Genomic DNA, 21,501 nt, shown 5'->3' with positions numbered 1-21,501 from the left:
GACGTCCGGTTCCTACCGGCTAGGCTGTGAGCCTCTGACATTCTAGCGGTCGCGCAGCGGCCGCCCTTCCTAGACCGCCCCCAGCACGCGCCGAACGCGATCCCCCACCGGTCCCGGCGCGATCGGCGCAAGCTCGAACCCTAGCTCGGTGTAGGCTGCCTGATGGACCTCTTCGAAGGCCTGGGCGTCATCCAGGCTGATGCGGCGGGCGGCCGTGGGCGTGATGAAGCCGAGGCCTTGCACCAGGAAGACGCGGCGCTGATAGACGCCCTCGCGGACGATCCGCGCCAGTTCGTCTTCCAGCAACGCCGAGACCGGATGGCCCAGGAACCGCGCCAGAGCCAGGGCGCAGACCGGCGAGCGGTCAAAGAAGATGCGGTCGCCGACCGCGCGGGTCTGCCGCTGGCGTTGAAGCCCAACGATGGTGTCGATGAAGCCGGGGTCGGTCCAGGGCTGGTCCACGCCTTGCGCCTGGGCCAGGGCGATGACGTCGGTGGCGGCCTCTTCGACCACGACCTCGCCGGCCGTTTCAAGGGCTCGCAGAAGCGCGGTCTTTCCAGCGCCCGGCGCGCCGGTCAGGATGTAGCGTTTCGTGGGATGTCTCCTGAAGGGCCGGACTCCGACCCCGTTCGCCGCCGCATGATGGAGACCCGCCGTCAAAGGCCCTCCGCCTCCAGGATCGCCTTGAGGATGGCCTCGGACCGGCGTTGTCCATAGCCGCGCCCGTAGGCGCTGGAGGTTATCGCCACCACTAGGCGCTGGTCCGGCGCGATGTAGATCTTGTTGCCGCCGTTGCCGGAGGCGAAGCGGATCGGCACCTTGCGGGACCCGAGGTCGTAGGTCTTGGCGTACCAGAAATAGCCGTAGGCGTCGGCATAGGGATCGTCAGCCTCGGGCGGTATCTGGAGGCGAGGCTGCAGCATGGCGTCGACGCCGGCCTCACTGACGATCCGGTGGCCCTTGTAGACGCCCCGCGCCCTGACAAGCTCGCCCAGCGTCGCGAAATCGCGGGCGGTCAGCCAGAGGTTTCCCTGCCCCTTGGTATGGCCCGCCACATCCGCGTCCCACCGCCAGACGTCGATCCCCAAGGGCTTGAAGAGTGTCTCGTCGGCGAAACGGGACATCGGGCGCCCAGCGGCCTTTTCGACCACCAGTCCGGCGACATAGGCCGTCAGGGAGTTGTAGCGGTAGTGGACGCCGGGCGTATGGGCCCTGGGCACGCCCAGGGTGAAGGCGACAGGATCGGCCGCTTCGTCGAGACGGTCTTCATCGCCAGGGGATGGCGTGTCCGCATCGAACGCCGCGAGGCCCGACCGCATGGTGAGAACATGGTCCAGCCTGACGTCGCCGATCGCGCTGGTCGCGGCTTGCGGCCAGTAGGTCTTAACCGGGTCGGCCAGCGATGAGATCAGGCCGCGATCGACGGCGATGGTCGCCAGCAGGGCCGTGACGCTCTTCCCCGCCGATCTGACATCGTGGAGGGTCTTGTCGGTCTCGCTGTTGAAATAGCGCTCGGCGACGACCTGTCCGTCGCGCATGACAACGACCGCCTTGAGATCGGCCTTGTCGTCCTGATCCCAGCGGGCGAGGACGGCGGTCAGTTCTGGGTCGGCGACGCTGGCGGCGTCCGACCGATCGCCGCAGCCGAGCAGGCTGAGCGCCATCCCGGCGACCAAGATCAAACGCATTCTTCTTCCCTTCGGCTCGCGACAGCAGATCTCCAAGATCGCTGTGGCTATGACGACGACAGGCTGGGCGCTCTCCCGCGCCCGCCTACCACAACAGCATCTTCACCCAGACCGAGCCGTCCGGCGCGGGTGAGGCGGGCTTGAGCTTGTCGAACTGGGCCAGCGGCTGGCCGACGGGCGCAGGCGTAACCGCCGCCTGGGCCGCGCCGGCGGCGACGAGCATGAGTGCGCCCAGCGCCGCCGCGCGAAACTTGAACGCCATGGAGAGTCCCTGAGCCGAAGACGCGGCATCTGAACGCGTCGGCCCGGACGGAGCTACTTAAGGTTCGGTAATGGGGCCCTACAGCCCCTTCTCCATCACCACGAACGCCAGGTCATCGCGCTGCGGCAGGCCAAAGCGCGCGTCGCCATAGGGGAAGGGCTGGGTTTCGCCGGTCAGGCGGTAGCCGCGGCGTTCGTACCAGGCGATCAGGGTGTCGCGGACCGAGATCACCGTCATCCGCATGACCTTGCCGCCGCGGGCGCGGGCATAGGCCTCGCAGGTCTCGAGCACGGCGCGGCCCATGCCGCCGGCCTGACGGGTCGGGGTCACGGTGATCATGCCAACGTACCAGACATCGTCGGCTTGCGGTTCGATCCAGGCGCAGGCGAACGGCTTTTCCCAGGCCTCGTCGCGGAAGGTCAGGAGGGTCGAGCCGGGCTTGGCCGCCAGATCGGCGCGCAAGGACGCCTCGTCGGTGCGCTGGCCGCCCAAAAGCTCGCTTTCGCTGGTCCAGCCCTGGGCCGCTGTCTCGCCGCGATAGGCGCCGTTCACCAGGGCGGCGATGTCGGCCAGTTCGTCGTCCTTGTAGAGCGTCAGCAGCGGCATGGGCGGGTTCCGGAGGGGCGGGGGCGGCAAGCTAGAAGCCGCCCGGCCGATCAACAACTGATTTCCCCGCGAGGTCAGGGGCCGCGCGCCAAGCCTTGCCAGACCTTGAGTCGCGGCCGATGGTCCGGGCCATGCAAGCCCGGATCGTCTCGCTGTACCGCCACCCCGTGAAGGGCTTCACGCCCGAGCGCCTGGAGCACGCCGACCTTGCGGCGGGAGCCTGCTTTCCCTGCGACCGGCTCTATGCGGTCGAGGATGGGCCCAGCGGGTTTGATCCGGCGGCGCCCGCGCACATCTCGAAGATGAAGTTCACGGTGCTGGCCAAGATCCCGGCCGTGGCCAGGGCCCTGACGGCCTATGACGAGAAGAGCGGCGTGCTGACCGCCCGCGCCGAGGGCCGCCCTGACTTCGCCGGCGACCTGCGCCAGGCTTCCGGGCGGGCCGGTTTCGAGGCCTGGCTGGCTGACCTCCTCGGTGACGACGCCCAAGGCCCGCTGAAGGTGATCGAGGGGCCGGGCGCGCACCGGTTTATGGACAGCAAGTCCGGCTATGTCTCGATCGTCAACCTGGCCAGCGTGCGGGACCTGTCGGCCAAGGTCGGGCGCGATCTCGACCCCTTGCGCTTCCGCGCCAATCTCTATGTCGAGGGCTGGCCCGCCTGGGCCGAGAACGACCTGACCGGCCAGACGCTGAGCCTGGGCGCGGCCAAGGCGGCGGTGCTCAAGCCCATTGTCCGCTGCGCCGCCACCCATGTGGACCCCACCAGCGCCGAGCGCGACGTCGATCTGGTCAAGGCCCTGTTCGACCACTACGGCCACATGTTCTGCGGCATCTATCTGAACGTCACCCAGGGCGGGGCGGTAGGCGAGGGGGATGCGGTGGTGGCGGGGTGATCAGTTGAGGTGGCTCGGCGCGTCCATCTGCTGGTGCAGGACGCGAACCACAATGACCGCGTCATCCTCGGGCGCGTAGTAGATGACGTGAGAGCGAAAGATCTGCTTGCGGCAGTCCAGGTCTTCCGCGATCGCGCCGTGGCTTGGATCCTTGGCGATCGCTTCGAACGTCTTGGTAAGCTCACGGATGTAGCGGTCCGCTGCGCGACGTCCCCAGACGCCGACCGTGTAAGCCCAGATTTCGCGCACGTCGTATCGTGCGCGAGGCGTCAGGCGATAGGCGCTCACGACTTGGCGTCGTAGTCGGCGTTCGCCTCCGCCAGAAAGGTCTCCACGTCGAAGGCCTCGGGCTTGCCGCTGTCCCAGCCCTCCTTCAGGGCGTTTCGCAGCGCGGCCAGTTTGGCTTCCTGATTTTCCAGAAGTCTCAGTCCGGCGCGCACGACCTCGCTGGCCGAGCCGTAGCGACCTTCCTCGATTTTCTCGGCGATGAAGGACTGGAAGTGCTCGCTGAGCACGATGGAGGTATTCTTGCTCATGGCCGTTCTCCCATCGGTGCAGCGTGCTCTTAGCTATACCAAAATCTGGTACCTCATTCAATCTCGCCTCCCGGCCGCCGACGCGCTAAAGCCCCGCCCATGACCCTGACCCTCGTCAAAGCCTGGACCGCCGCCAAGGATCGCCTCAAGGACGCCGGCATCGATCAGCCGTCGATCGACGCGCGCCTGATGCTGGAAGTCGCCGCCGGCGTCACCCGGACCGAAATCGTCACCGATCCCTATCGCGAGCTGAGCGCCGAGCAGATCGCCACGCTGAACGCCTATCTGGAGCGCCGCGCGCGCCGCGAGCCGGTCAGCCACATCATCGGCCGCAAGGGCTTCTGGAAGATCCTCTTGCAGGTGAACAAGAACGTCCTGACCCCGCGTCCCGAGACCGAGGTCATTGTCGACGAGGTGCTGAAGGCCTTCCCGGAACACATGGCCTTCTCGATGCTGGACCTGGGCGTGGGCTCGGGCACGATCCTCCTGGCGGTGCTGGCCGAGCGGCCGGCGGCCAAGGGGCTGGGCATTGACGCCTCCAGCGAGGCCCTGGCTGTGGCGCGCGAGAACGCCGCCAATCTCGACCTCAACACCCGCGCGGCCCTGCTGCACGGCGACTGGACGACGGGCCTTGGCAGCGACAGCTTCGACCTCGTCGTCTCCAACCCGCCCTATATTCCGACCGAGGTGATCGACACGCTGGAGCCCGAGGTTCGCATCCACGAACCGCGCCTGGCCCTGGACGGCGGGCCGGACGGCCTTGCCGCCTATCGCGAGCTGGCGCCGGAGATTCTGCGCGTGCTCAAGCCCGGCGGTCTGTTCGCGGTGGAGATCGGCTACGACCAGTCCCAGGCCGTCGAGGCCCTGTTCCGCGCGGCCGGCGCCGGCGAGGTTCGCACGGTCAAGGACCTGTCGACGCACGACCGCGTGGTGCTGGGGGTGAAAAATCCCTTGGAAACCCCCGCGTGAACCGTTAGACGAGTCATGTCTCCTTCCAAATCGCCAGGTGACGGGAAAAGCAGTCGTCGATGACGCTTCGGTGTCTGACGCATGCGTTGCTCCCCTGGCAGGCGCGCCCGGTCCGCCGGTCGCCGCGCCGAAAGAGCAGGATGGGGGCTCTACGGAAACCAGTGTCTCTGACATCGACCAGGGTTCGACCCGCCCAGAGACCAGCAAGGCCGGACGCGCCAGCGCAAGACTGACCTCCGGACAGGTTCAGAAGAGAACATGAGAGATTTCAAAGGCATGAAGCGCCAACGCGGCCGCAACAATCGCGGTGGCAACGGCGGCAAGCCTCAACAGCACAACGCTAACCGCGCGTTCGACTCCAACGGCCCCGAGGGCGTGAAGGTCCGCGGCGCGGCGCAGAGCGTGTACGAAAAGTACCAGCAACTGGCCCGCGACGCCTCGTCGTCCGGCGACCGCGTGCTGGCCGAGAACTATCTGCAGCACGCCGAGCACTATTTCCGTGTGCTGCGCGCCATCCAGCCGAATCGTCCGGTCGCCGACATCGTCGGCAAGGACGTCTACGCCGCCTACGAGATCGACTTCGAGGCCGAGCCGCCGGAAGAGCCCGAAGTCGTCGAGCAGCCCGCCGAGGGCCAGGCCGAAGGCGGCGAGGGTGGTGAAAACGGCGAGCCGCGCCGCGACCGCTTCGAGAACCGCGACCGTAACCGCGACCGCGACCGCAACTTCGAAAACCGCGACCGTGACCGCAATCGCGACGACCGCAACCGCGATGGCGACAGCCGCCGCGACCGCTGGCGCGACCGTGATGATCGTCCCCGTGATGATCGTCCCCGTGACGACCGCCCGCGCGATGACCGCCCCCGTGACGACCGTCCCCGTGACGAGCGTCCGCGTGAGGATCGCTTCCGCGACCGCGACGACCGCCCCCGTGATGATCGTCCCCGCGACGAGCGTCCGGCCGCCGAGGGCGACCAGCCGCAAGGTGAGGGCGAGTTCCGCGAGAGCCGCCGTCGCCGCGACCGCAACCGCGATCGTGACCGTGACTGGCAGCCGCGCGGCGACCGCGACCCGATGGCCGTGATCGAGCCCGAGGCCTCGCCCCTGACCGCTGAAGCCCCGGCCGGCGAAGGCTCGCCGATGCTGCGCGGTCAGGACGGCGCGGTCAGCCACGCCCCGGCGTTCCTCGGCCGCAAGGCCGAACGCGCCCCCGAAGCGGTCTCGTCGGCTCCGGCCGCCGAAGCGGCTCCGGCCTCGGACGACGGCGAAGAGGTCAAGAAGCCCCGCCGCCGCCGCGCCCCGCGCAGCTTCGAGGCCGCCGAAGGCGCGCCGGCCGAAGGCGGCTCGGACGAGGGCTGATCCGCTCGGACATCATGCGAAATGCGAAAGGGAGCCGTGAAAGCGGCTCCCTTTTTCGTTGGCGGGCTGAGTTGGCGTCATGTGCGGCCGCGTATGCGGATGGAAATCCTCGTCCTTCGACAAGCTCAGGATGAGGCTTCGACAAGCTCAGGATGAGGATTTTGTGCGAGCCGGAGCCGACAGTCGTCCTCACCCTGAGCCTGTCGAAGGGCGAGGACGGCCTCCCCCCCCCCCCTTGATCGGCTTATCAGAACACGCGTGGCGACACGGCATGGGCCTCTCGCGGTTGCGTCCCGAAGCTGCGCCGGGGATAAGACTTGTGTCGACTTCGAAACACAGTTCGCCGAGCCCATGACCCTGCCGCGCCTGATCCTTCCGCTGCTGATCGCCGCCGCCTGCGCCCTGGGCGGCTGCGCCTATAATCCGGACCTCGGGCGCGACCAGCTGTTGATCGTCAACGACAACAACCTGGCCCGCGACGGCGAGAAGGCCTGGGCCGACGCTCTGCGGACCAGTCACGTCTCCAGGGAGCCGCGCAAGAACGCCCGGGTTCAGGCCGTGGGGCAGCGGGTGATCGTCGCCGCCGGTCTGGCCGGGCGGCCTTGGGAATATGCGGTGTTTCTGGAGGAGACCCCCAATGCCTTCGTGCTGCCGGGCGGCTATGTCGGCGTGACCGTCGGCCTGCTGAGCCTGGTTGAGAACGACGACCAGCTGGCCGCCGTCATCGGCCACGAGGCCGGCCACGTGGTGGCCCGTCACGCCGCCGAGCGGGTGTCGCAGGAGACGACCTCCAAGGTCCTGTTGGGCATCGCCAAGGCCGCGGCCGGCGGCACCGAGTTCGGCAAGCTCTTGAAGGACCACGGCGAGGACGCCACCCGCTATGGCCTGTTGCTGCCGTTCTCGCGCAAGCAGGAGCTGGAGGCCGACAAGCTGGGCGTCGACTACATGCAGCGCGCCGGCTACCGCCCCCGCGAAGCGGTGAAGCTGTGGCGCAACATGCAGGCCCTGGACGGGGGCAAGTCCGGCGGCGACCTCGGCTCGACCCACCCCTCCGACGCCGTGCGAATCCAGGAACTGGAACGATATCTGACCAGCAAGGGCTGGTGAGGACTTGTGTGGCGTATCGGCCACACATACATCCCCCCTGCGGACGCGTTGTGCTTGATCAAGGCAGCGCGCTCCGATCCGCCTAGCAAGGGGACATCATGAATATCGACCTCTATTCCGACCGCGCCAAACAGGCGGTCCAGTCGGCCCAGAGCCTGGCGCTCGCCCGGGGCCATCAGCAATTCGCGCCCGAACACATTCTGAAGGTCCTGCTCGAGGAGAAGGACGGGCTTAGCCGCGCCCTGATCCAGAGCGCCGGCGGCCGCCCCGATCAGTTGGACGGCGGCGTCGAGACCCTGCTGGCCAAGACCCCGCGCGTCGACGGCGCCGGCGGCCAGCTCTACATGAAGCCCGACACCGCCCGCGTCTTCGCCGAGGCCGAAAAGTCGGCCAAGGCGGCGGGCGACGCCTTTGTCACCACCGAGCGCCTGCTGATCGCCATCGCCAAGGAAGGCGGCGACGCGGCCAAGCTCTTCAAGGAGGCCGGCTCCGGCGCCCAGGCCCTGGAGACCGCCGCCAACGCCCTGCGCAAGGGGCGTACCGCCGACAGCGCCAACGCCGAGGAAGGCTATGACGCCCTCAAGCGCTACGCCCGCGACCTGACGGCGGCGGCGCGCGACGGCAAGCTCGACCCCGTGATCGGCCGCGACGAAGAGATCCGCCGCACGATCCAGGTCCTCTCGCGCCGCACCAAGAACAACCCCGTCCTGATCGGCGAGCCGGGCGTGGGCAAGACCGCCATCGTCGAGGGTCTGGCTCTGCGCATCGTCAACGGCGACGTGCCCGAAAGCCTGAAGGACAAGAAGCTGCTCTCGCTGGACATGGGCAGCCTGATCGCCGGCGCGAAGTATCGCGGCGAGTTCGAGGAGCGGCTGAAGGCCGTGCTGAACGAGACCACGGCCGCCGAGGGCTCGATCATCCTGTTCATCGACGAGATGCACACCCTGGTGGGCGCCGGGAAGGGCGACGGGGCGATGGACGCCTCCAACCTCCTCAAGCCCGCCCTGGCGCGCGGCGAGCTGCACTGCGTCGGCGCCACTACGCTGGATGAGTACCGCAAGCACGTCGAGAAGGACGCGGCCCTGGCTCGCCGGTTCCAGCCGGTGTTCGTCAGCGAGCCGACGGTGGAAGACACCGTCTCGATCCTGCGCGGCCTGAAGGAAAAGTACGAGGTCCACCACGGGGTGCGCATCTCGGACTCGGCCATCGTCGCCGCCGCGACCCTTAGCAACCGCTACATCGCCGACCGCTTCCTGCCCGACAAGGCGATCGACCTGGTGGACGAGGCCTCCAGCCGCGTGCGCATGCAGATCGACTCCAAGCCCGAGGAGCTGGACGAGATCGACCGGCGCCTGGTGCAGCTGAAGATCGAGCGCGAGGCTCTGTCCAAGGAAACCGACGCGGCCTCCAAGCAGCGCCTGGAGAACCTGGAGGTCGAGATCGACGACCTGCAGTTCCGCTCCGACGAGATGACCGCCCGCTGGAAGGCCGAAAAGGAGAAGGTCGGCGGCGCCGCCCAAGCCCGTGAGGCGCTCGACCGCCTGCGCGCCGACCTCGCCAACGCCCAGCGCGCCGGCGACTTCGCCCGCGCCGGCCAGATCCAGTACGGCGAGATCCCGGCCCTGGAGCGCCGCCTGGCCGAGGCCGAAGCCGGCGACACCCAGGCCCTGACGCCCGAAGTCGTCGACGCCGAACAGATCGCCGCCGTCGTCAGCCGCTGGACCGGGGTGCCGGTCGAGAAGATGCTGGAAGGCGAGCGCGAGAAGCTGCTCAAGATGGAGGACGAGCTGCGCGGTCGCGTGGTCGGCCAGGACGAGGCGCTGGAAGCCGTGTCCGACGCCGTCCGCCGGGCTCGCGCGGGTCTGCAGGATCCGTCCAAGCCGATCGGCTCGTTCCTGTTTCTAGGCCCCACGGGCGTGGGCAAGACCGAGCTGACCAAGAGTCTCGCCGAATTCCTGTTCGCCGACGAGGCGGCCATCACCCGGATGGACATGTCCGAGTACATGGAAAAGCACTCGGTCAGCCGCCTGATCGGCGCGCCTCCCGGCTATGTCGGCTATGACGAGGGCGGGGCGCTGACCGAAGCCATCCGTCGTCGTCCCTACCAGGTCGTGCTGTTCGACGAGATCGAGAAGGCTCACCCCGACGTCTTCAACGTGCTGTTGCAGGTGTTGGACGACGGTCGCCTGACCGACGGTCAGGGCCGCACGGTCGACTTCCGCAACACGCTGATCATCATGACCAGCAACCTGGGCGCCGAATACCTGGCGAGCCAGGAAGACGGCGAGGACGTCGAAGCGGTCCGGCCGATGGTGATGAACACGGTGCGCGGCCACTTCCGGCCTGAGTTCCTCAACCGGATCGACGAGATCATCCTGTTCAAGCGCCTGTCGCGCCACAACATGGGCGACATCGTCCGCATCCAGCTGCAGCGTGTCGAAAAGCTGCTGGCCGACCGCCGCATGGCCCTGGCCCTGGACGCCGAGGCCCTGAACTGGCTGGCCGACAAGGGCTATGACCCCGTCTACGGCGCGCGCCCCTTGAAGCGCGTGATCCAGAAGGAACTGGTCGACCCGATCGCCAAGAAACTGCTGGCCGGCGAGATCGAGGACGGCGGGGTGATCGCTGTGGGGGTGGCGGACGGGCAGCTGTCGTTTGGCAAGGCGGTGCTGCAGTAAATGACCTCATCCCTCTCCCCTTGCGGGAGAGGGTGGCCCCGGCGAAAGCCGGGGTCGGGTGAGGGGTTGAAGACAATATCCGCCGCGACCGGCCTTTCCGCTGGTCGCGGCGGTTTTCGTTCGCGCGACCCCTCATCCGTCGCTTTCAGCGACACCTTCTCCCGCAAGGGGAGAAGGGGGAGGGCTTTTTCTCGGCCCCCCTTCGCGCTATCTCCGCGCATGGCCAAGACCACCAAACTCATCACCGAGTTCGACATCGAAGTCGACGGCGACCCCTATGTCTGGCGGCTGCACCGCCTGCCGCAGTGGTCGTATGACCCGTCCGAGCGCCACGGCAAGGTCATCGCCGCGCGGCACAAGGAAGGCCAGCGCGAGGCGCTGATCGAGTTCCCGCCCGGCCCCAAGCCCAAGTTCAGCGCCCCGCCGCTGAAGCCCTCGCAGATCCCCGTCCGCATCGTCGCCAAGGCCATCGCCTCGGCCATCGAGGCCGGCTGGGAGCCGCTGTCGCGCGGCAAGCCGGTGGTGATCTATGTCGATGAGGAGGGGGCGTAGAGCCCCGCGTCAGGGCCGCAGCAGCGCGTCCAGATAGGCCACATGGTCGGCGAAGGCCTTGGCGCCTTTCGGCGTCAGCAGCGCGCGGGTGCGCGGGCGGTTATTGGCGTAGTCCTTGATCAGCTCGATATAGCCGGCCTCGGCCAGGGTCTGCAGTTGGCGGCCCAGATTGCCGTCCGTGGCCTGAGTGACCGAGCGCAGGCGCTTGAACTCAACCGCCTCGTCCGGCGTGGCGGCCAGGGTGGCCATGATCTTCAGGCGCAGGCTTTGATGGATGATCTCGTCCATCTATTGCCTCCATAGCCAGAGGCCCGTGCCGGCCAGCAGCCCGCCGCCGGCCAGGGCCAGGATAAGGTCGAACGCAGGGCGCGCGCCGAACCAGGCCGCCAGCACGACCAGGCCCAGGGCCAGGCCCAGCCAGGCGATCCGCGCGCCGGTCATCAGTCCGACGAAGACATAGGCGGCGGCCACGATCAGGCCAACCACGGCGCTGGCCGCCTGCATGTCGGCGGGACCGGCCACGGCAAGCACGGCGACCAGCAGTCCCGCGAAGGTCGCTCCGCCCAGGGCGCTCTTGAGCGGGGGCCTTGGCCGGCTCGAGCGCCGCGCCAGCAGTCCGCCGGCGATGCTGGCGGCGATCCCGACCAGCATCGCCGCCGACCCGATCACCGCCGCCTGCGACGGCGCCAGCACCTTGGCCAGATTGGTGACGATCCAGACCAGACCCCAGACAGCGATCACCGGCCCGGCCGCAGCGTAGGCCTGGAAGGCCCGCGCGCGCTGGGTGGCGGTTTCGATGTCCTTCCGGGCCTGTTCAGGGTCGAACTGCATCGCGTTGCTCCTGCCGCGCTTCAGAGGCGCGAGACGTCCTGATTTGAAGCCTGTCTAGCGGGTTTGGTTGAGTCCCCCAAACCCTCCAGGCAGTGTTCAAGGCCTCACCGCTTCAGGGCGCCGTCGAAGAAGCAGACCAGCTTGGGCCACATGTCGGTCCGGGCGAAGCGGTTGCCCTCGACCGTGCCGCCCACGGCCTCGTCAGCGCCCTTGTCCGAACCGCCCATCAGCGCGGGCATGCCCGCGGTGTGGCCGGCGTCGGGATAGGCCAGGTGGCTGACCTTATGGGCGAAGCCCTTGGCCTTCAGCCGCGCCACGACCGCGTCCGACATCGCCGAGGACGGCCACATGGCGTCGGCGCGACCGCTGATCAGCATGACCGGACCGTGGATCTTCTCGACCGGGATCGCCGCCTGCGGATGGGCGTCGGCGGCCTTCAGGCCGGTGTCGTAGAGGCCGTAGATGAAGGCCATGTAGTTGCTGGGATCAAAGCGCACGCCCGGGCCGTAGGGCAGGTAGTCGACCGGCTTGCCCGCCAGGGTCCAGCTGGACTTGGCCGCGCCGCCGGTGGTGCTGATGCCCTGCCAGACGAACGACGTGCCCACGCCCGCCCCGGCCGCCTTCAGCGCCGGATTGCGGCTGGCGACCAGCAGCGAGGCCTCCGCGCCCTTGGAGACGCCATAGACGCCGATCGCCTTGGGATCGACCGACGGCTGGGCCGCCAGCCAGGCCACGGCGCGGTCGAAATACTCTAGCGGCAGTTCCTCGGCCGTCGCGGGCAGTCCCGGCGCGGCGAAGTAGGACAGCGCCAGGACCGCATAGCCCTGCTCGGCGAAAGGCTTGGCCAGCTGACGCACGCCGGCCGAGCCACCTTCCGATCCGCCCAGGATCAGCAAGGCCGGATGCTTGCCCGGCGTGGTCGGCTGCAGGAACTGAGCGACCAGGCCCTGTTCGCCGACCTCCTTGGCTGTCGTGGCCGTCGGCGCGCGGGGCGCGCAGTCGGGAGCCGCAGAAGCCGAACCACAGCCCAGCAGCAAGGCCGCGATCGCCGAGGCGGTAAAGGTGAAAGCACGCATCGAAACCTCCTGATTTAGAATACTCTACGAAATAGAGTTCTCTCGCATCGGTGTCAATCGCCGTTCTTTGAGGTGGGTGAAAGGGGAGCTGTGTCCTCCTCCCTCGCAAAGCGGGGGAGGTGTCGCGGCGCCGATAGGCGACGTGACGGAGGGGGCGCTCGAAGCCCCTACCGTCGCTTCAACTTCGTCAGCGCCGTCTGCATGGCCAAGGCCTGAGCCGCCTTTGGGGCGGCGGGTTGGGCGGCCGATTGGGCCTCACGGCGTTTCTCGGCCTCGGCCAGGATCGGGGCGCCGATGGCGTAAGCGCCCGTCCTCACCCGTAGTGAATGTCGAAGGCGCCGGAGCCTGTTCCCACCGTCAGTCCCGTCACGCCGACGATCTTGATCAGTCCGTCGCCCACATTTCTGTCTGACCTCATGTTGAGGCCGGCCACGCTGTCCTGGGCGTAGACATAGGTGTCGCCGCCCCAGGTGAAGACGGCGCCGGTGTTGGCGGCGACCTGCGCCGAGACCGCCGCCAGGGCGTCCTGAAGGCTCGCCTTGCCGTCGGCGTAGGTCTGGATGTTGGCGGTGAGCGCGTGGATCTGCACGTCCAGCACCAGATGATCGACGCCCTTCTGGAAGCCGATGATCTCCGGCGCGCGGTCCGGCGTGACGCCGTTGGCGAGATAGAGGTTCCCCAGGCCGGTCCCGGCGACGGCGGCGCTGGCGGCGGTGTCGAACTGGCTGGCGCCCAGGCTGATCGTGTCGACGCCGGCGCCCAGATAGAACTTGATGGGCTGAGGCGGATTGGCGCCGAACTGCGGATCGAAAAAGACCCGCAGATGATTGGTCTGGTCGCCGAGCAGGAATGTCGTCGGGGCGTCGTTCCGGGTGCTGGCGGTATAGGCCAGGTTGAGGTCACCGGCGCGGCGCGCGTCGATCGTCTTGAAATTCCAGGATATCTGGGCCGTCAGCGCGCCGGCGCCGTCGATGATCAGGTTGGGAAGGCTCCAGGCGTCCCCGTATCGGTTCCACGCCGCGTTGTTGACCGCACCCATGATCATGCCGGCGACGCTGTCGCTGTCGACATGCAGCGCCAAGGTGGCGTTGTTGTCCTGAGGGCCATCGCTCTGAACATGCAGATAGAGGTATCCGCCGTCCACCTTGCGATCGGCGTACCAGCCTGGGGCTGTGGGAATGTCCTGGGTGGTCGGGGCGCCGCGGAAATTCTGAAGATGCACATCGACCCGCGCCCCCTTTGCGGGATCGCCGGGCGTATAGACGTCGACAGCATTCGACGTGCCCTTGAGAACTGCCAGGGCCCCGTTGCCCAGGTTTATGCCGGTCCTCGGGATCGCGGGATCCATCGTGACGTCGTAGACTACGGCGGCGCCGGTGACCTGAGGGCCAGAGCCGGCGTGGAGATAGACGGTCTGGAAGCCGCTGATCGTGCTTCCGCCCCTCCAGAGATTCAGAACATTGCCGGTTCCCGTCGCGGTCAGGCTGCTTCCCGGAACCATGTCGCCGAGCAGGGACACCGTGTTGCCGCCGCCGCCCAGCGTGACGCGCCCCACCTGTGCGGGGGTCCCCTCCGTCGTGGGCGCCACGCCCAGCCGGCCGATCAGCACGGTGTCGCCGCCATCCTGGCTTGTGATCGTGCCGAAGATGTCTCCCCGGGCGCTGAAGGTGTCTCGCCCTTGGCCAAGATCAATCGTCACGCCGCCCGCCACGGCGCCGGTGACAGACACGGTGTCATCGCCCGCCGTGGATCTCAGGCCCGGATCGGTCGCTGTGGGAGACACCGATGCGGCGCCGGTCACCGACAGGTTCACGCCCGGTGTGGCGGTGGGCGTCGGGGCCCCATAGGCCTGGATCAGCCCGTGTTGGAAAAAGGCCACGCCGTCGGCGGCCAGGTCGCTCAGGAAGCCGTTGTTGGCCTTGGCGTAGACGCCCACGTTCTCTTTGGCGGCTGCGGCCAGGAGCCAGCCGACCATGGCGGCCTTCGTGCCGATCCCGTCCGCGCCATCGCCGCCATACGAGGCGAAATAGGCCTGCCGGGTATAGCTGCCGCCGGCTCCGTTGGGCACCGGGCTGTTGAGGAGCTCATCGACCTTGGCGGCGTCGGCGGCGAACCCGAAGATTTCCGCGTAAGCCTTGGCCGTCGCCTGGGCGAGGGTCAGGCCGCCATAGGCGCTCTTGAACGCCGTCGCGCCCTCGCCAAGCTTGCCCAGGTTGATGGCGAAGTTGATGTAGCGGTTCTCGAGGTTGAACGACTGGTAGTAGCTGCTGTTGAGGTTGGCGCCGTTGGGGCCATCCGCCGCGACCAGATAGTTGAACCCCTGCGGATAGGGCGTGGCGCCCGTGAAGAAGGTGTAGGCGAGGCTGGCCACCGAGGTGGTGTTGATCGCCAGGCGGGTGACCTGGGACTGGGCCGCCGACAGGCTCAACTCGCCCTTGTCGACCTGAGCCGACAGCGTGGTCAGGAGATCAAGGTGGGTGGCCGGGATGCGAAGGAAATCCGCCCACATCACGTTGCTGTAGTAGGACTTCAGGCCGTGAAGGGTGCTCGCCATCGTAAAGCCTGCTCCAGACACACGCGGGATGATGTCCCCTGATGATAGAGGCTTGCTTACTCGTTCTCAAGATGTGCTGAGCGCGCGCGATTATTTGGAGGCGAGTAGAAGCCCCTACCGCCGCTTCAACTTCTCCAGCGCCGCCTGCATGGCCACGGCCTGAGCCGCCTTCGGGGCGGCCGATTGGGCCTCACGGCGTTTCTCGGCCTCGGCCAGGATCGGGGCGCCGATGGCGTCGAGGCGGTCGAAGGCCTCGTGGATCGCGGCGGGCAGCTTGCTGGGCTTGTCGGGCTTGGGGTCCAGGGCCAGCACCTTGCGGGCCTCGCTGGCCAGCTGACCGCAGACGCGCGCGCGGTCGCGGGCCTTGGCCAGGACGGCGGGGTCGTCGCTGGCCTCCATCATCGCCCAGGCGGCGTCGATGGCGTCCATCAGCTTCTGTTGCAGGCGGTCGCACCAGGTGCGGGTCGAGGGGCGGGTCTGGCTCATGACCCACAGCATGAGGCCGCCGGCGGGGGCGGGGATAAGAAACCTGCGTTTTTGTGTAACGCCCTGATATTCCATAGAAACGGTGGTTACTGGCCGGGGATAGACGCCGTCCCAGGCCGGTCTGGGGCGCCGCCGGAGACGGCCGAGCCCAGAGCCCCACAGCCCCACAGCCCCGCAGGCCGCGCCGCCCTGTGGATAACTTTGTCTGCGGTGGTGGTGCCGGCGCCCGGCGCAGGCCGGCCGGTCAGCCCCGCTGGGCGCTGGGCGGCTCGCCGATCAGCAGGGCGCAGGCGGCCTCGGCGGCGGCGGGGTCGCGGCGCGCGATGGCCTCGGCCAGGGCCCGGTGCAGGACCACGTCGCGCATCTGATCCGCCGGCGACTGCTTTTCCATCTGCCAGATCCAGTAGCGCGTCGCGGTGTTCTGCAGGGCGATGACGAACCTGGCCAAGGTGGGATTGTGCGTGGCGAAGGCCACCGCGCGGTGGAAGGCGTGGTCCATGGCCAGCATGGCCCGGAAATCGCCGCTTTCGATCGCCGCCTCGGCCCCGTCGAAGGCGCCGACAATGGCCGGCAGGTCTTCAGGGCGATGGTTGCGCGCGGCCAGGGCCGCCGTGCGCCCCTCCAGGATCCGTCGCACCTCGAAGGCGTGCTCGATCTCGCCAAGGTCCAGGGGCGCGACGAGGGTGCCGACCCTGGGGCGCCGGATCACCATGCCCTCGATGGCCAGGCGGCCCAGCGCCTCGCGGACGCCCGACACGCCGCCGGCGTAGCGCGCGGCCAGGGCCTTTTCCTCCAGCACCTGCAACGGGGCCAGGTGTCCCAGGATGATGTCCATCAGGATCAGGTCGTAGAGCCTGGCCTTCTGCAGGCCGGGGGCCCAATCGCCCGACGGCTCGACGCTGGTCAGCGGGCCCTTCATGGCCGGATCGCGGGGAAACTTGCCATCGTGGTCCACACCTAAGCCCAAACGGCGCGAGGGTCATTCCCTGCGTGCCTAACATGTTAGGCTTTCGAAAAAGCTTGCGCGCTTGCGATCGGCGCTCGGCGAGCCCCACTTCGGGGCATGATGATCGACGCCACCCTTTCCCCGGCCCGCGTGATCCAGGGCTTTTCCGACGCCCTGGCGGCGGCGGAAGCCTATGCCGGCGCCACGGCCCCCAATCCGCCGGTCGGCTGTGTGGTGCTGGATGCGGCCGGAGAGACCCTGGCCGTCGCGGCGCACCAGCGGGCGGGTCAGGCGCACGCCGAGGCCGCGGCCCTGGCCGCCTGTCGGGAACGCGGCGCGGCCGCGCGCGTCGACACCCTGCTGGTCACGCTGGAGCCCTGCAACCACCACGGCCGTACGCCGCCGTGTGTCGAGGCGATCCTGGCCAGCCCGGCCCGGACCGTCTGGATCGCGGTCCGTGATCCCAATCTGGCGGTCGCCGGCGGCGGCGCGGCGCGGTTGAAAGCGGCGGGGCTGGAGGTGCGGTTCCTCAGCGATCTCGCCCATCCTGAAGCGAGCGATCTGGTCCGGCGGGCGCGTCGCCTGATCGCGCCGTTCGCGCTGTGGGCCCGCGAGGGGCGGCCCTGGCTGACGATCAAGCAGGCCATCAACCGCCAGGGCGACATGATCCCGCCGCCGGGCGCGAGCACCTTCACCTCCGAGACCTCGCTGACCCTGGCGCACGACCTGCGCCGACGGGCGGACGCCATCATCACCGGCTCGGGCACGGTGCTGGCCGACGCGCCCGCCTTCACCGTCCGCCGCACGCCGGATCCGAGACCGTTCGCGAGGCGGCTGGCCATTCTGGATCGGCGTCGCCGAACGCCCGGAGACTATATCGCGGCCGCCGAGGGGCGGGGCTTTCGCGTCAGCCTGCATGATGCGCTGCCAAGCCTTGTGTCCGAGCTCGCCGCAGACGGCGTCCTGGAGGCCCTGGTCGAGTGCGGGCCGACCCTGCTGGCCAGCGTGCTCGAGACGGGCCTGTGGGACGAGCATGTGGTGATCCGCCAAGCCGCCCGCGCCGGCGAGGCCGACCACGTCGAGCGGTTCGCCCGAACCGCCGACCAAGCCTGAGGAGGGCGCGATGTTTTCCGGGATCATTGAACGGGTGGGGCGGGTCGAGGCGGTGACGCCCGAGGCGGGCGGGGCCCTGCGCCTGAGCCTGGCCACCGGCTATCCCGATCTGGAGCTGGGCGAGAGCGTCGCCGTCAACGGGGTCTGCCTGACCGTGGTCCGCCATGACCCGGGCGGCGGGGCGGACTTCTTCGTCAGTCCCGAGACCCTGGACCGCACCAATCTGGGCGGCGCGCGGGCCGGTCACAGCGTCAATCTGGAGCGGGCGGTGACCTTGTCGACGCGGCTGTCGGGGCATCTGGTCCAGGGCCATGTGGACGGCCTGGCGCGGCTGATCGAGCGTCACGACGACGGCGGCGCCTGGCGGGTCGTCTTCAGCCTGCCGGCCGGCCTGCACCGCTTCTGCGTCGAGAAGGGCTCGATCGCGCTGAACGGCGTCAGCCTGACCCTGAACACGGTCGGCGCATGCGCGCCCGACGGCCGGTTCGCCGTCGGCCTGACCCTGATCCCCCACACCTGGACCCATACCAACCTGCAGCACCTCGCCCTCAACGACCCGGTCAATGTCGAGGTCGATGTGCTGGCCAAATATGTGGAGCAGCTATGTCGCGCCTATCTGAAGCCCTGACCCGCCTGAAGGCCGGCGGCATGATCGTGCTGGTCGATGACGAGGATCGCGAGAACGAGGGCGATCTGGTCATGGCCGCCGAGTTTGCGGACGCTGCGGCCATCGCCTTCATGGCCAAGCGAGCCAGCGGCCTGATCTGCCTGACCCTGGAGGCCGAGACGATCGATCGCCTGGGCCTGGCGCCGATGGTCAGCGACAACCGCACCAGCCGCCAGACCGCCTTCACCGTCTCGATCGAGGCCGCCACCGGCGTGGACACCGGCATCTCGGCCTTCGACCGCGCCCGCACCATCGCCGCGGCCATCGCCCCGGACGCCCAGGCGACGGACCTGGTTTCGCCGGGGCACGTGTTTCCCCTGCGCGCTCGGCCCGGCGGGGTTCTGGTCCGCAACGGCCATACCGAGGCCTCGGTGGATCTGATGCGGATGGCTGGTCTGCGGCCGGCCGGCGTGATCTGCGAGATCATGAAGGACGACGGTTCGATGGCCCGGCGGCCTGATCTGGAGGTCTTCTGCCGCGAGCACGACCTGCCGCTGCTGACGATCGCCGAGCTGGTGGCCCATCGCAAGGCGACCGAGCTGCTGGTGGACGAGGTGGCCGCCGCGCGCCTGCCGTCGGACCACGCCGGCCAGGCCTTCAGCGTCCGCGCCTTCCGTAGCCGGATCGACGGCGGCGAGCATCTGGCCATGGTCGCCGGCCCGCTGACCGGCGCGCCGCTGGTGCGGGTGCATTCCGAATGCCTGACCGGCGACGCCTTGGGCTCGCGGCGCTGCGACTGCGGCGAGCAACTGCGCGAGAGCCTTCGGCAGATCAGCGACAGCGGCAACGGCGCCCTGATCTATCTGCGCAATCATGAGGGGCGGGGCCTGGGCCTGGCCAACAAGATCGCGGCCTATGCGCTGCAGGACCAGGGACTGGACACCGTCCAGGCCAATCACGCCCTGGGCTTCGCCGACGACCAGCGCGACTACGGCGTGGCCGCGCAGATCCTGCGGGCGCTCGGCGTCGGCGAGGTCAAGCTCTTGAGCAACAATCCGCGCAAGGCTGCGGGCCTGCGCGCCAATGGCGTGACGGTGCGGCGCGAGGTTCCGCTGCTGATCCCGGCCAATCCCGACAACGCCGCCTATCTCGAAACCAAGCGCGACAAGCTGGGCCACAGCCTGGCGCGCGCCTCCTGAAGCCAGGGAGCTTCCATGACCGACCCCGTTCCGCCGCGCATCGCCATTGTCGTCAGCCAGTTCAATCCCGAGGTCACCGACGGGCTGCTGAAGGGGGCGCTGGACCATCTGGCCGCGCAGGGCGCCCCGGTGGCCGCGCCCGACATCATCGCCGCGCCCGGGGCCTATGAACTGCCGCTGATCGCCCAGACCCTGGCCCGGACGGGGCGATACGCCGGCGTCGTGTGCCTGGGCTGCGTCATCAAGGGCGAGACCGCCCACTTCGAATTCATCAGCCTGGGCGCCAGCCTTGGCCTGATGGCCGCCGGCCTGCAGACCGAGACGCCGGTGAGCTTCGGCGTCCTGACCACCTATACCGACGAGCAGGCCGTGGCCCGCAGCCGCGACGACGCCGAGAACAAGGGACGGGAGGCGGCGAACGCCTGTCTGTCCACCGTCCAGACCCTGAGACGGATCCGGGCGGACGCCTTGGTCTGAGGCATACGGCGGCGGCGGGGCGCCGCGCCCTTGCAGGACGGCGCGCGGCGCGGCAACGTCCGGCTCCTCTTGTCGTCCGGAGTCGTCATGCGCCTGCCTGTTGCCCTCGCCGCGCCCGCCTTGGCCGGCCTGTTTGTCCTGGGCGCGGCGCCCACGGTCCAGGCGCAGACGGCCCAGCCGTCCACCGACCAGCCCTTGCTGCGCACGCTCGCCGCCGAGGTCGACCCCAAGGCGCTGGAGAGCACGATCCGCTCGCTGGTCGGTTTCGGCACGCGCCACACCCTGTCGGACACCAAGTCGGACAAGCGCGGCATCGGCGCGGCGCGGCGCTGGACCAAGGCCCGCTTCGAGGCGATCTCCAAGGACTGCGGCGGCTGCTTGACCGTCGAGACGCCGTCCCAGGTCGTCACCGGCCGCCGGGTGCCCAATCCGACCGAGGTGATGAACGTCCTGGGCATCCAGAAGGGGACCACCGATCCGAACCGGGTGATCCTGATCGCCGGCCACATCGACAGCCGCGTCACCGACGTGATGGACTTCACCAGCGACGCGCCGGGCGCCAATGACGACGCCTCGGGCGTGGCGGCGGTGATCGAGGCCGCCCGCATCCTGTCCAAGCACAAGTTCCCGGCGACGCTCGTCTACGCGGTGCTGTCGGGCGAGGAGCAGGGGCTCTATGGCGGCAAGATCCTGGCCGACTACGCCCGCGCCCAGGGCTGGAAGGTGGTGGCCGACCTCAACAACGACATCGTCGGCAACAGCCGCGGCCAGAGCGGGCTGATGAACAATACCCAGGTCCGGGTGTTCTCCGAGGGCACCAAGGCCGTCGAGACGCCGGAACAGGCCAACAGCCGCCGTTACAATGGCGGTGAGGTCGACAGCCCCTCGCGCAACCTGGCCCGCTATCTGGACGGCCTGGCCGACCGGTATCTGACCAATTTCGACGTGGTGATGGTCTATCGCACCGACCGCTATGGCCGGGGCGGCGACCAGGTGCCGATGCTGGAGGCCGGCTATCCGGCCGTGCGCGTGACCGAGGCCGTCGAGAACTATGACCGCCAGCACCAGGACCTGCGCACCGAGAACGGCAAGGCCTATGGCGACACCATCGAGGGCGTCGACTTCACCTATCTGGCCCAGGTCACCCGCCTGAACACCGTGGCCATGGCCAGTCTGGCCTCGGCCCCACCGCCGCCGTCGGGCGTCAAGATCGAGGGGGCGGTCAGCGCCGACACCAAGGTCTCCTGGACCCCCACGCCCGGCGCGGCCGGCCACCGCGTCTGGTGGCGCGTGACCACCGACCCGCAATGGCGCCTGAACCGCTGGGTCCCGGGCCCGGCCGCCACCGCGACCCTGAAGGACGTGGTGATCGACGACTACTTCTTCGGCGTCTCGGCGATCAGCGCCGACGGCTGGGAGAGCCCGATCGTGTTCCCCGGCGCGGCGGGGAGCTTCGAGAGCCCACCGCCGGCGGCCGCTCCGAAATAGTTACGACGTCGTTCCGCCGTTGACGACTCCGTCGTGGTCGAACACCGTTCGGACCGATTTGGTCCGGGGGGATGGTT

Annotated in this window: 25 protein-coding genes and 2 pseudogenes; 12 read left to right on the top strand and 15 right to left on the bottom strand. The window is 68.8% G+C overall.

Going from position 1 to position 21,501, the window contains the following annotated elements; all coding sequences use genetic code 11:
• Positions 1–69: 69 nt before the first annotated feature.
• The 4 genes from CVUC_RS02360 to CVUC_RS02345 form a co-directional block, all read right to left on the bottom strand.
• Entirely contained in the window at positions 70–660 is a 591-nt protein-coding gene (locus CVUC_RS02360; RefSeq protein WP_096032673.1) for an AAA family ATPase, read from the bottom strand.
• On the bottom strand, positions 657–1,724 hold the full coding sequence (locus CVUC_RS02355) for a serine hydrolase domain-containing protein (protein ID WP_164468079.1): 1,068 nt from the start codon (positions 1,722–1,724) through the stop codon (positions 657–659). The genes CVUC_RS02360 and CVUC_RS02355 overlap by 4 nt, the downstream gene beginning before the upstream one ends.
• A 49-nt stretch (positions 1,725–1,773) precedes the next feature.
• The gene (locus CVUC_RS02350) at positions 1,774–1,950 is read right to left on the bottom strand and encodes a hypothetical protein (protein WP_096032674.1); all 177 of its coding nucleotides are present in this window, start codon (positions 1,948–1,950) and stop codon (positions 1,774–1,776) included.
• Between the two features lie 78 nt (positions 1,951–2,028).
• Positions 2,029–2,556, bottom strand: a complete 528-nt coding sequence (locus CVUC_RS02345; protein ID WP_096032675.1) for a GNAT family N-acetyltransferase — start codon at positions 2,554–2,556, stop codon at positions 2,029–2,031.
• A gap of 131 nt (positions 2,557–2,687) precedes the next feature.
• Between CVUC_RS02345 and CVUC_RS02340 the strand changes: the two genes are divergently transcribed.
• Positions 2,688–3,449, top strand: coding sequence for an MOSC domain-containing protein (locus CVUC_RS02340; RefSeq protein ID WP_096034735.1), 762 nt, complete (start codon positions 2,688–2,690; stop codon positions 3,447–3,449).
• Here CVUC_RS02340 and CVUC_RS02335 read toward each other — a convergent pair whose 3' ends face one another.
• Positions 3,450–3,737, bottom strand: coding sequence for a type II toxin-antitoxin system RelE/ParE family toxin (locus CVUC_RS02335; RefSeq protein WP_096032676.1), 288 nt, complete (start codon positions 3,735–3,737; stop codon positions 3,450–3,452).
• Positions 3,734–3,985 carry a type II toxin-antitoxin system ParD family antitoxin gene (locus tag CVUC_RS02330; RefSeq protein WP_096032677.1) on the bottom strand — a complete coding sequence of 84 codons (252 nt, stop codon included), beginning with the start codon at positions 3,983–3,985 and terminating at the stop codon, positions 3,734–3,736. The genes CVUC_RS02335 and CVUC_RS02330 overlap by 4 nt, the downstream gene beginning before the upstream one ends.
• A gap of 99 nt (positions 3,986–4,084) precedes the next feature.
• Between CVUC_RS02330 and prmC the strand changes: the two genes are divergently transcribed.
• The 3 genes from prmC to CVUC_RS02315 are packed head-to-tail and all read left to right on the top strand — an operon-like array spanning position 4,085 to position 6,310.
• Complete coding sequence (gene prmC, locus CVUC_RS02325; protein ID WP_096032678.1) at positions 4,085–4,954, top strand: peptide chain release factor N(5)-glutamine methyltransferase; 870 nt, start codon at positions 4,085–4,087, stop codon at positions 4,952–4,954.
• Between the two features lie 37 nt (positions 4,955–4,991).
• The gene (locus CVUC_RS02320) at positions 4,992–5,216 is read left to right on the top strand and encodes a hypothetical protein (protein ID WP_096032679.1); all 225 of its coding nucleotides are present in this window, start codon (positions 4,992–4,994) and stop codon (positions 5,214–5,216) included.
• A complete protein-coding gene (locus tag CVUC_RS02315) occupies positions 5,213–6,310 on the top strand; it encodes a DUF4167 domain-containing protein (RefSeq protein WP_096032680.1) in 1,098 nt (365 codons plus the stop codon). The genes CVUC_RS02320 and CVUC_RS02315 overlap by 4 nt, the downstream gene beginning before the upstream one ends.
• Before the next feature lie 136 nt (positions 6,311–6,446).
• Here the strand turns inward: CVUC_RS02315 and CVUC_RS20215 are convergent.
• A pseudogene (locus tag CVUC_RS20215) lies at positions 6,447–6,533 on the bottom strand (hypothetical protein); the annotation flags it as partial.
• 128 nt (positions 6,534–6,661) lie between these two features.
• Between CVUC_RS20215 and CVUC_RS02305 the strand changes: the two are divergent.
• Together CVUC_RS02305 and clpB are read left to right on the top strand one after the other, a co-directional pair.
• Entirely contained in the window at positions 6,662–7,417 is a 756-nt protein-coding gene (locus CVUC_RS02305) for a M48 family metallopeptidase (RefSeq protein WP_096032682.1), read from the top strand.
• A 98-nt stretch (positions 7,418–7,515) separates the two neighbouring features.
• Complete coding sequence (gene clpB, locus CVUC_RS02300; protein WP_096032683.1) at positions 7,516–10,095, top strand: ATP-dependent chaperone ClpB; 2,580 nt, start codon at positions 7,516–7,518, stop codon at positions 10,093–10,095.
• Positions 10,096–10,101: 6 nt separating this feature from the next.
• Here clpB and CVUC_RS02295 read toward each other — a convergent pair.
• Positions 10,102–10,316 (bottom strand): annotated as a pseudogene (locus CVUC_RS02295) (hypothetical protein).
• Here CVUC_RS02295 and CVUC_RS02290 point away from each other — a divergent pair.
• Positions 10,315–10,647 (top strand): hypothetical protein, encoded by a 333-nt coding sequence (locus CVUC_RS02290; RefSeq protein WP_012640079.1) that lies wholly within the window; start codon positions 10,315–10,317, stop codon positions 10,645–10,647. The pseudogene CVUC_RS02295 and the gene CVUC_RS02290 sit on opposite strands and share 2 nt — an antisense overlap.
• 9 nt (positions 10,648–10,656) lie before the next feature.
• Here CVUC_RS02290 and CVUC_RS02285 read toward each other — a convergent pair whose 3' ends face one another.
• The 7 genes from CVUC_RS02285 to CVUC_RS02260 all read right to left on the bottom strand — a co-directional run bounded on the left by CVUC_RS02285 (position 10,657) and on the right by CVUC_RS02260 (position 16,513).
• Positions 10,657–10,935: a transcriptional regulator gene (locus tag CVUC_RS02285; protein ID WP_010918765.1), complete on the bottom strand. Its 279-nt coding sequence runs from the start codon at positions 10,933–10,935 to the stop codon at positions 10,657–10,659.
• Positions 10,936–11,478 (bottom strand): hypothetical protein, encoded by a 543-nt coding sequence (locus tag CVUC_RS02280; RefSeq protein WP_096032684.1) that lies wholly within the window; start codon positions 11,476–11,478, stop codon positions 10,936–10,938.
• Between the two features lie 104 nt (positions 11,479–11,582).
• The gene (locus CVUC_RS02275) at positions 11,583–12,554 is read right to left on the bottom strand and encodes an acyl-CoA thioester hydrolase/BAAT C-terminal domain-containing protein (protein ID WP_096032685.1); all 972 of its coding nucleotides are present in this window, start codon (positions 12,552–12,554) and stop codon (positions 11,583–11,585) included.
• 167 nt (positions 12,555–12,721) lie between these two features.
• On the bottom strand, positions 12,722–12,871 hold the full coding sequence (locus CVUC_RS19795; protein WP_164512716.1) for a hypothetical protein: 150 nt from the start codon (positions 12,869–12,871) through the stop codon (positions 12,722–12,724).
• The gene (locus CVUC_RS20005; protein WP_205685770.1) at positions 12,868–15,108 is read right to left on the bottom strand and encodes a bluetail domain-containing putative surface protein; all 2,241 of its coding nucleotides are present in this window, start codon (positions 15,106–15,108) and stop codon (positions 12,868–12,870) included. Before CVUC_RS20005 ends, CVUC_RS19795 begins: the two co-directional genes overlap by 4 nt.
• Before the next feature lie 114 nt (positions 15,109–15,222).
• Positions 15,223–15,606: a hypothetical protein gene (locus tag CVUC_RS20000; RefSeq protein ID WP_233279804.1), complete on the bottom strand. Its 384-nt coding sequence runs from the start codon at positions 15,604–15,606 to the stop codon at positions 15,223–15,225.
• 232 nt (positions 15,607–15,838) lie between these two features.
• The gene (locus CVUC_RS02260; RefSeq protein WP_096034736.1) at positions 15,839–16,513 is read right to left on the bottom strand and encodes a GntR family transcriptional regulator; all 675 of its coding nucleotides are present in this window, start codon (positions 16,511–16,513) and stop codon (positions 15,839–15,841) included.
• Between the two features lie 144 nt (positions 16,514–16,657).
• Here CVUC_RS02260 and ribD point away from each other — a divergent pair, with 144 nt between their 5' ends.
• The 5 genes from ribD to CVUC_RS02235 all read left to right on the top strand — a co-directional run bounded on the left by ribD (position 16,658) and on the right by CVUC_RS02235 (position 21,424).
• The gene (gene ribD / locus CVUC_RS02255) at positions 16,658–17,653 is read left to right on the top strand and encodes a bifunctional diaminohydroxyphosphoribosylaminopyrimidine deaminase/5-amino-6-(5-phosphoribosylamino)uracil reductase RibD (RefSeq protein WP_096032686.1); all 996 of its coding nucleotides are present in this window, start codon (positions 16,658–16,660) and stop codon (positions 17,651–17,653) included.
• A gap of 10 nt (positions 17,654–17,663) precedes the next feature.
• Entirely contained in the window at positions 17,664–18,281 is a 618-nt protein-coding gene (locus CVUC_RS02250; protein WP_096032687.1) for a riboflavin synthase, read from the top strand.
• Positions 18,257–19,459 (top strand): 3,4-dihydroxy-2-butanone-4-phosphate synthase, encoded by a 1,203-nt coding sequence (ribB, locus tag CVUC_RS02245; protein ID WP_096032688.1) that lies wholly within the window; start codon positions 18,257–18,259, stop codon positions 19,457–19,459. The genes CVUC_RS02250 and ribB overlap by 25 nt, the downstream gene beginning before the upstream one ends.
• A gap of 15 nt (positions 19,460–19,474) precedes the next feature.
• The gene (ribH, locus tag CVUC_RS02240; protein WP_096032689.1) at positions 19,475–19,936 is read left to right on the top strand and encodes a 6,7-dimethyl-8-ribityllumazine synthase; all 462 of its coding nucleotides are present in this window, start codon (positions 19,475–19,477) and stop codon (positions 19,934–19,936) included.
• An 87-nt stretch (positions 19,937–20,023) separates the two neighbouring features.
• Positions 20,024–21,424 (top strand): M28 family metallopeptidase, encoded by a 1,401-nt coding sequence (locus CVUC_RS02235; protein WP_096032690.1) that lies wholly within the window; start codon positions 20,024–20,026, stop codon positions 21,422–21,424.
• Positions 21,425–21,501: the final 77 nt, after the last annotated feature.

Origin of the sequence: Caulobacter vibrioides (assembly GCF_002858865.1) — a bacterium.
Taxonomy (GTDB): Bacteria; Pseudomonadota; Alphaproteobacteria; order Caulobacterales; family Caulobacteraceae; genus Caulobacter; species Caulobacter vibrioides.
This window is presented reverse-complemented; position numbering and strand designations above follow the sequence as displayed.

Bases quoted from the DNA above. Each gene is read 5' to 3' on its own strand.
- CVUC_RS02350 (WP_096032674.1), bottom strand. From the start codon at position 1,950: ATGGCGTTCAAGTTTCGCGCGGCGGCGCTGGGCGCACTCATGCTCGTC.
- CVUC_RS02345 (WP_096032675.1), bottom strand. From the start codon at position 2,556: ATGCCGCTGCTGACGCTCTACAAGGACGACGAACTGGCCGACATCGCC.
- CVUC_RS02340 (WP_096034735.1), top strand. From the start codon at position 2,688: ATGCAAGCCCGGATCGTCTCGCTGTACCGCCACCCCGTGAAGGGCTTC.
- CVUC_RS02330 (WP_096032677.1), bottom strand. From the start codon at position 3,985: ATGAGCAAGAATACCTCCATCGTGCTCAGCGAGCACTTCCAGTCCTTC.
- prmC (WP_096032678.1), top strand. From the start codon at position 4,085: ATGACCCTGACCCTCGTCAAAGCCTGGACCGCCGCCAAGGATCGCCTC.
- CVUC_RS02315 (WP_096032680.1), top strand. From the start codon at position 5,213: ATGAGAGATTTCAAAGGCATGAAGCGCCAACGCGGCCGCAACAATCGC.
- CVUC_RS02305 (WP_096032682.1), top strand. From the start codon at position 6,662: ATGACCCTGCCGCGCCTGATCCTTCCGCTGCTGATCGCCGCCGCCTGC.
- clpB (WP_096032683.1), top strand. From the start codon at position 7,516: ATGAATATCGACCTCTATTCCGACCGCGCCAAACAGGCGGTCCAGTCG.
- CVUC_RS02290 (WP_012640079.1), top strand. From the start codon at position 10,315: ATGGCCAAGACCACCAAACTCATCACCGAGTTCGACATCGAAGTCGAC.
- CVUC_RS02285 (WP_010918765.1), bottom strand. From the start codon at position 10,935: ATGGACGAGATCATCCATCAAAGCCTGCGCCTGAAGATCATGGCCACC.
- CVUC_RS02280 (WP_096032684.1), bottom strand. From the start codon at position 11,478: ATGCAGTTCGACCCTGAACAGGCCCGGAAGGACATCGAAACCGCCACC.
- CVUC_RS02275 (WP_096032685.1), bottom strand. From the start codon at position 12,554: ATGCGTGCTTTCACCTTTACCGCCTCGGCGATCGCGGCCTTGCTGCTG.
- CVUC_RS20005 (WP_205685770.1), bottom strand. From the start codon at position 15,108: ATGGCGAGCACCCTTCACGGCCTGAAGTCCTACTACAGCAACGTGATG.
- CVUC_RS20000 (WP_233279804.1), bottom strand. From the start codon at position 15,606: ATGCTGTGGGTCATGAGCCAGACCCGCCCCTCGACCCGCACCTGGTGC.
- CVUC_RS02260 (WP_096034736.1), bottom strand. From the start codon at position 16,513: ATGAAGGGCCCGCTGACCAGCGTCGAGCCGTCGGGCGATTGGGCCCCC.
- ribD (WP_096032686.1), top strand. From the start codon at position 16,658: ATGATGATCGACGCCACCCTTTCCCCGGCCCGCGTGATCCAGGGCTTT.
- CVUC_RS02250 (WP_096032687.1), top strand. From the start codon at position 17,664: ATGTTTTCCGGGATCATTGAACGGGTGGGGCGGGTCGAGGCGGTGACG.
- ribB (WP_096032688.1), top strand. From the start codon at position 18,257: ATGTCGCGCCTATCTGAAGCCCTGACCCGCCTGAAGGCCGGCGGCATG.
- ribH (WP_096032689.1), top strand. From the start codon at position 19,475: ATGACCGACCCCGTTCCGCCGCGCATCGCCATTGTCGTCAGCCAGTTC.
- CVUC_RS02235 (WP_096032690.1), top strand. From the start codon at position 20,024: ATGCGCCTGCCTGTTGCCCTCGCCGCGCCCGCCTTGGCCGGCCTGTTT.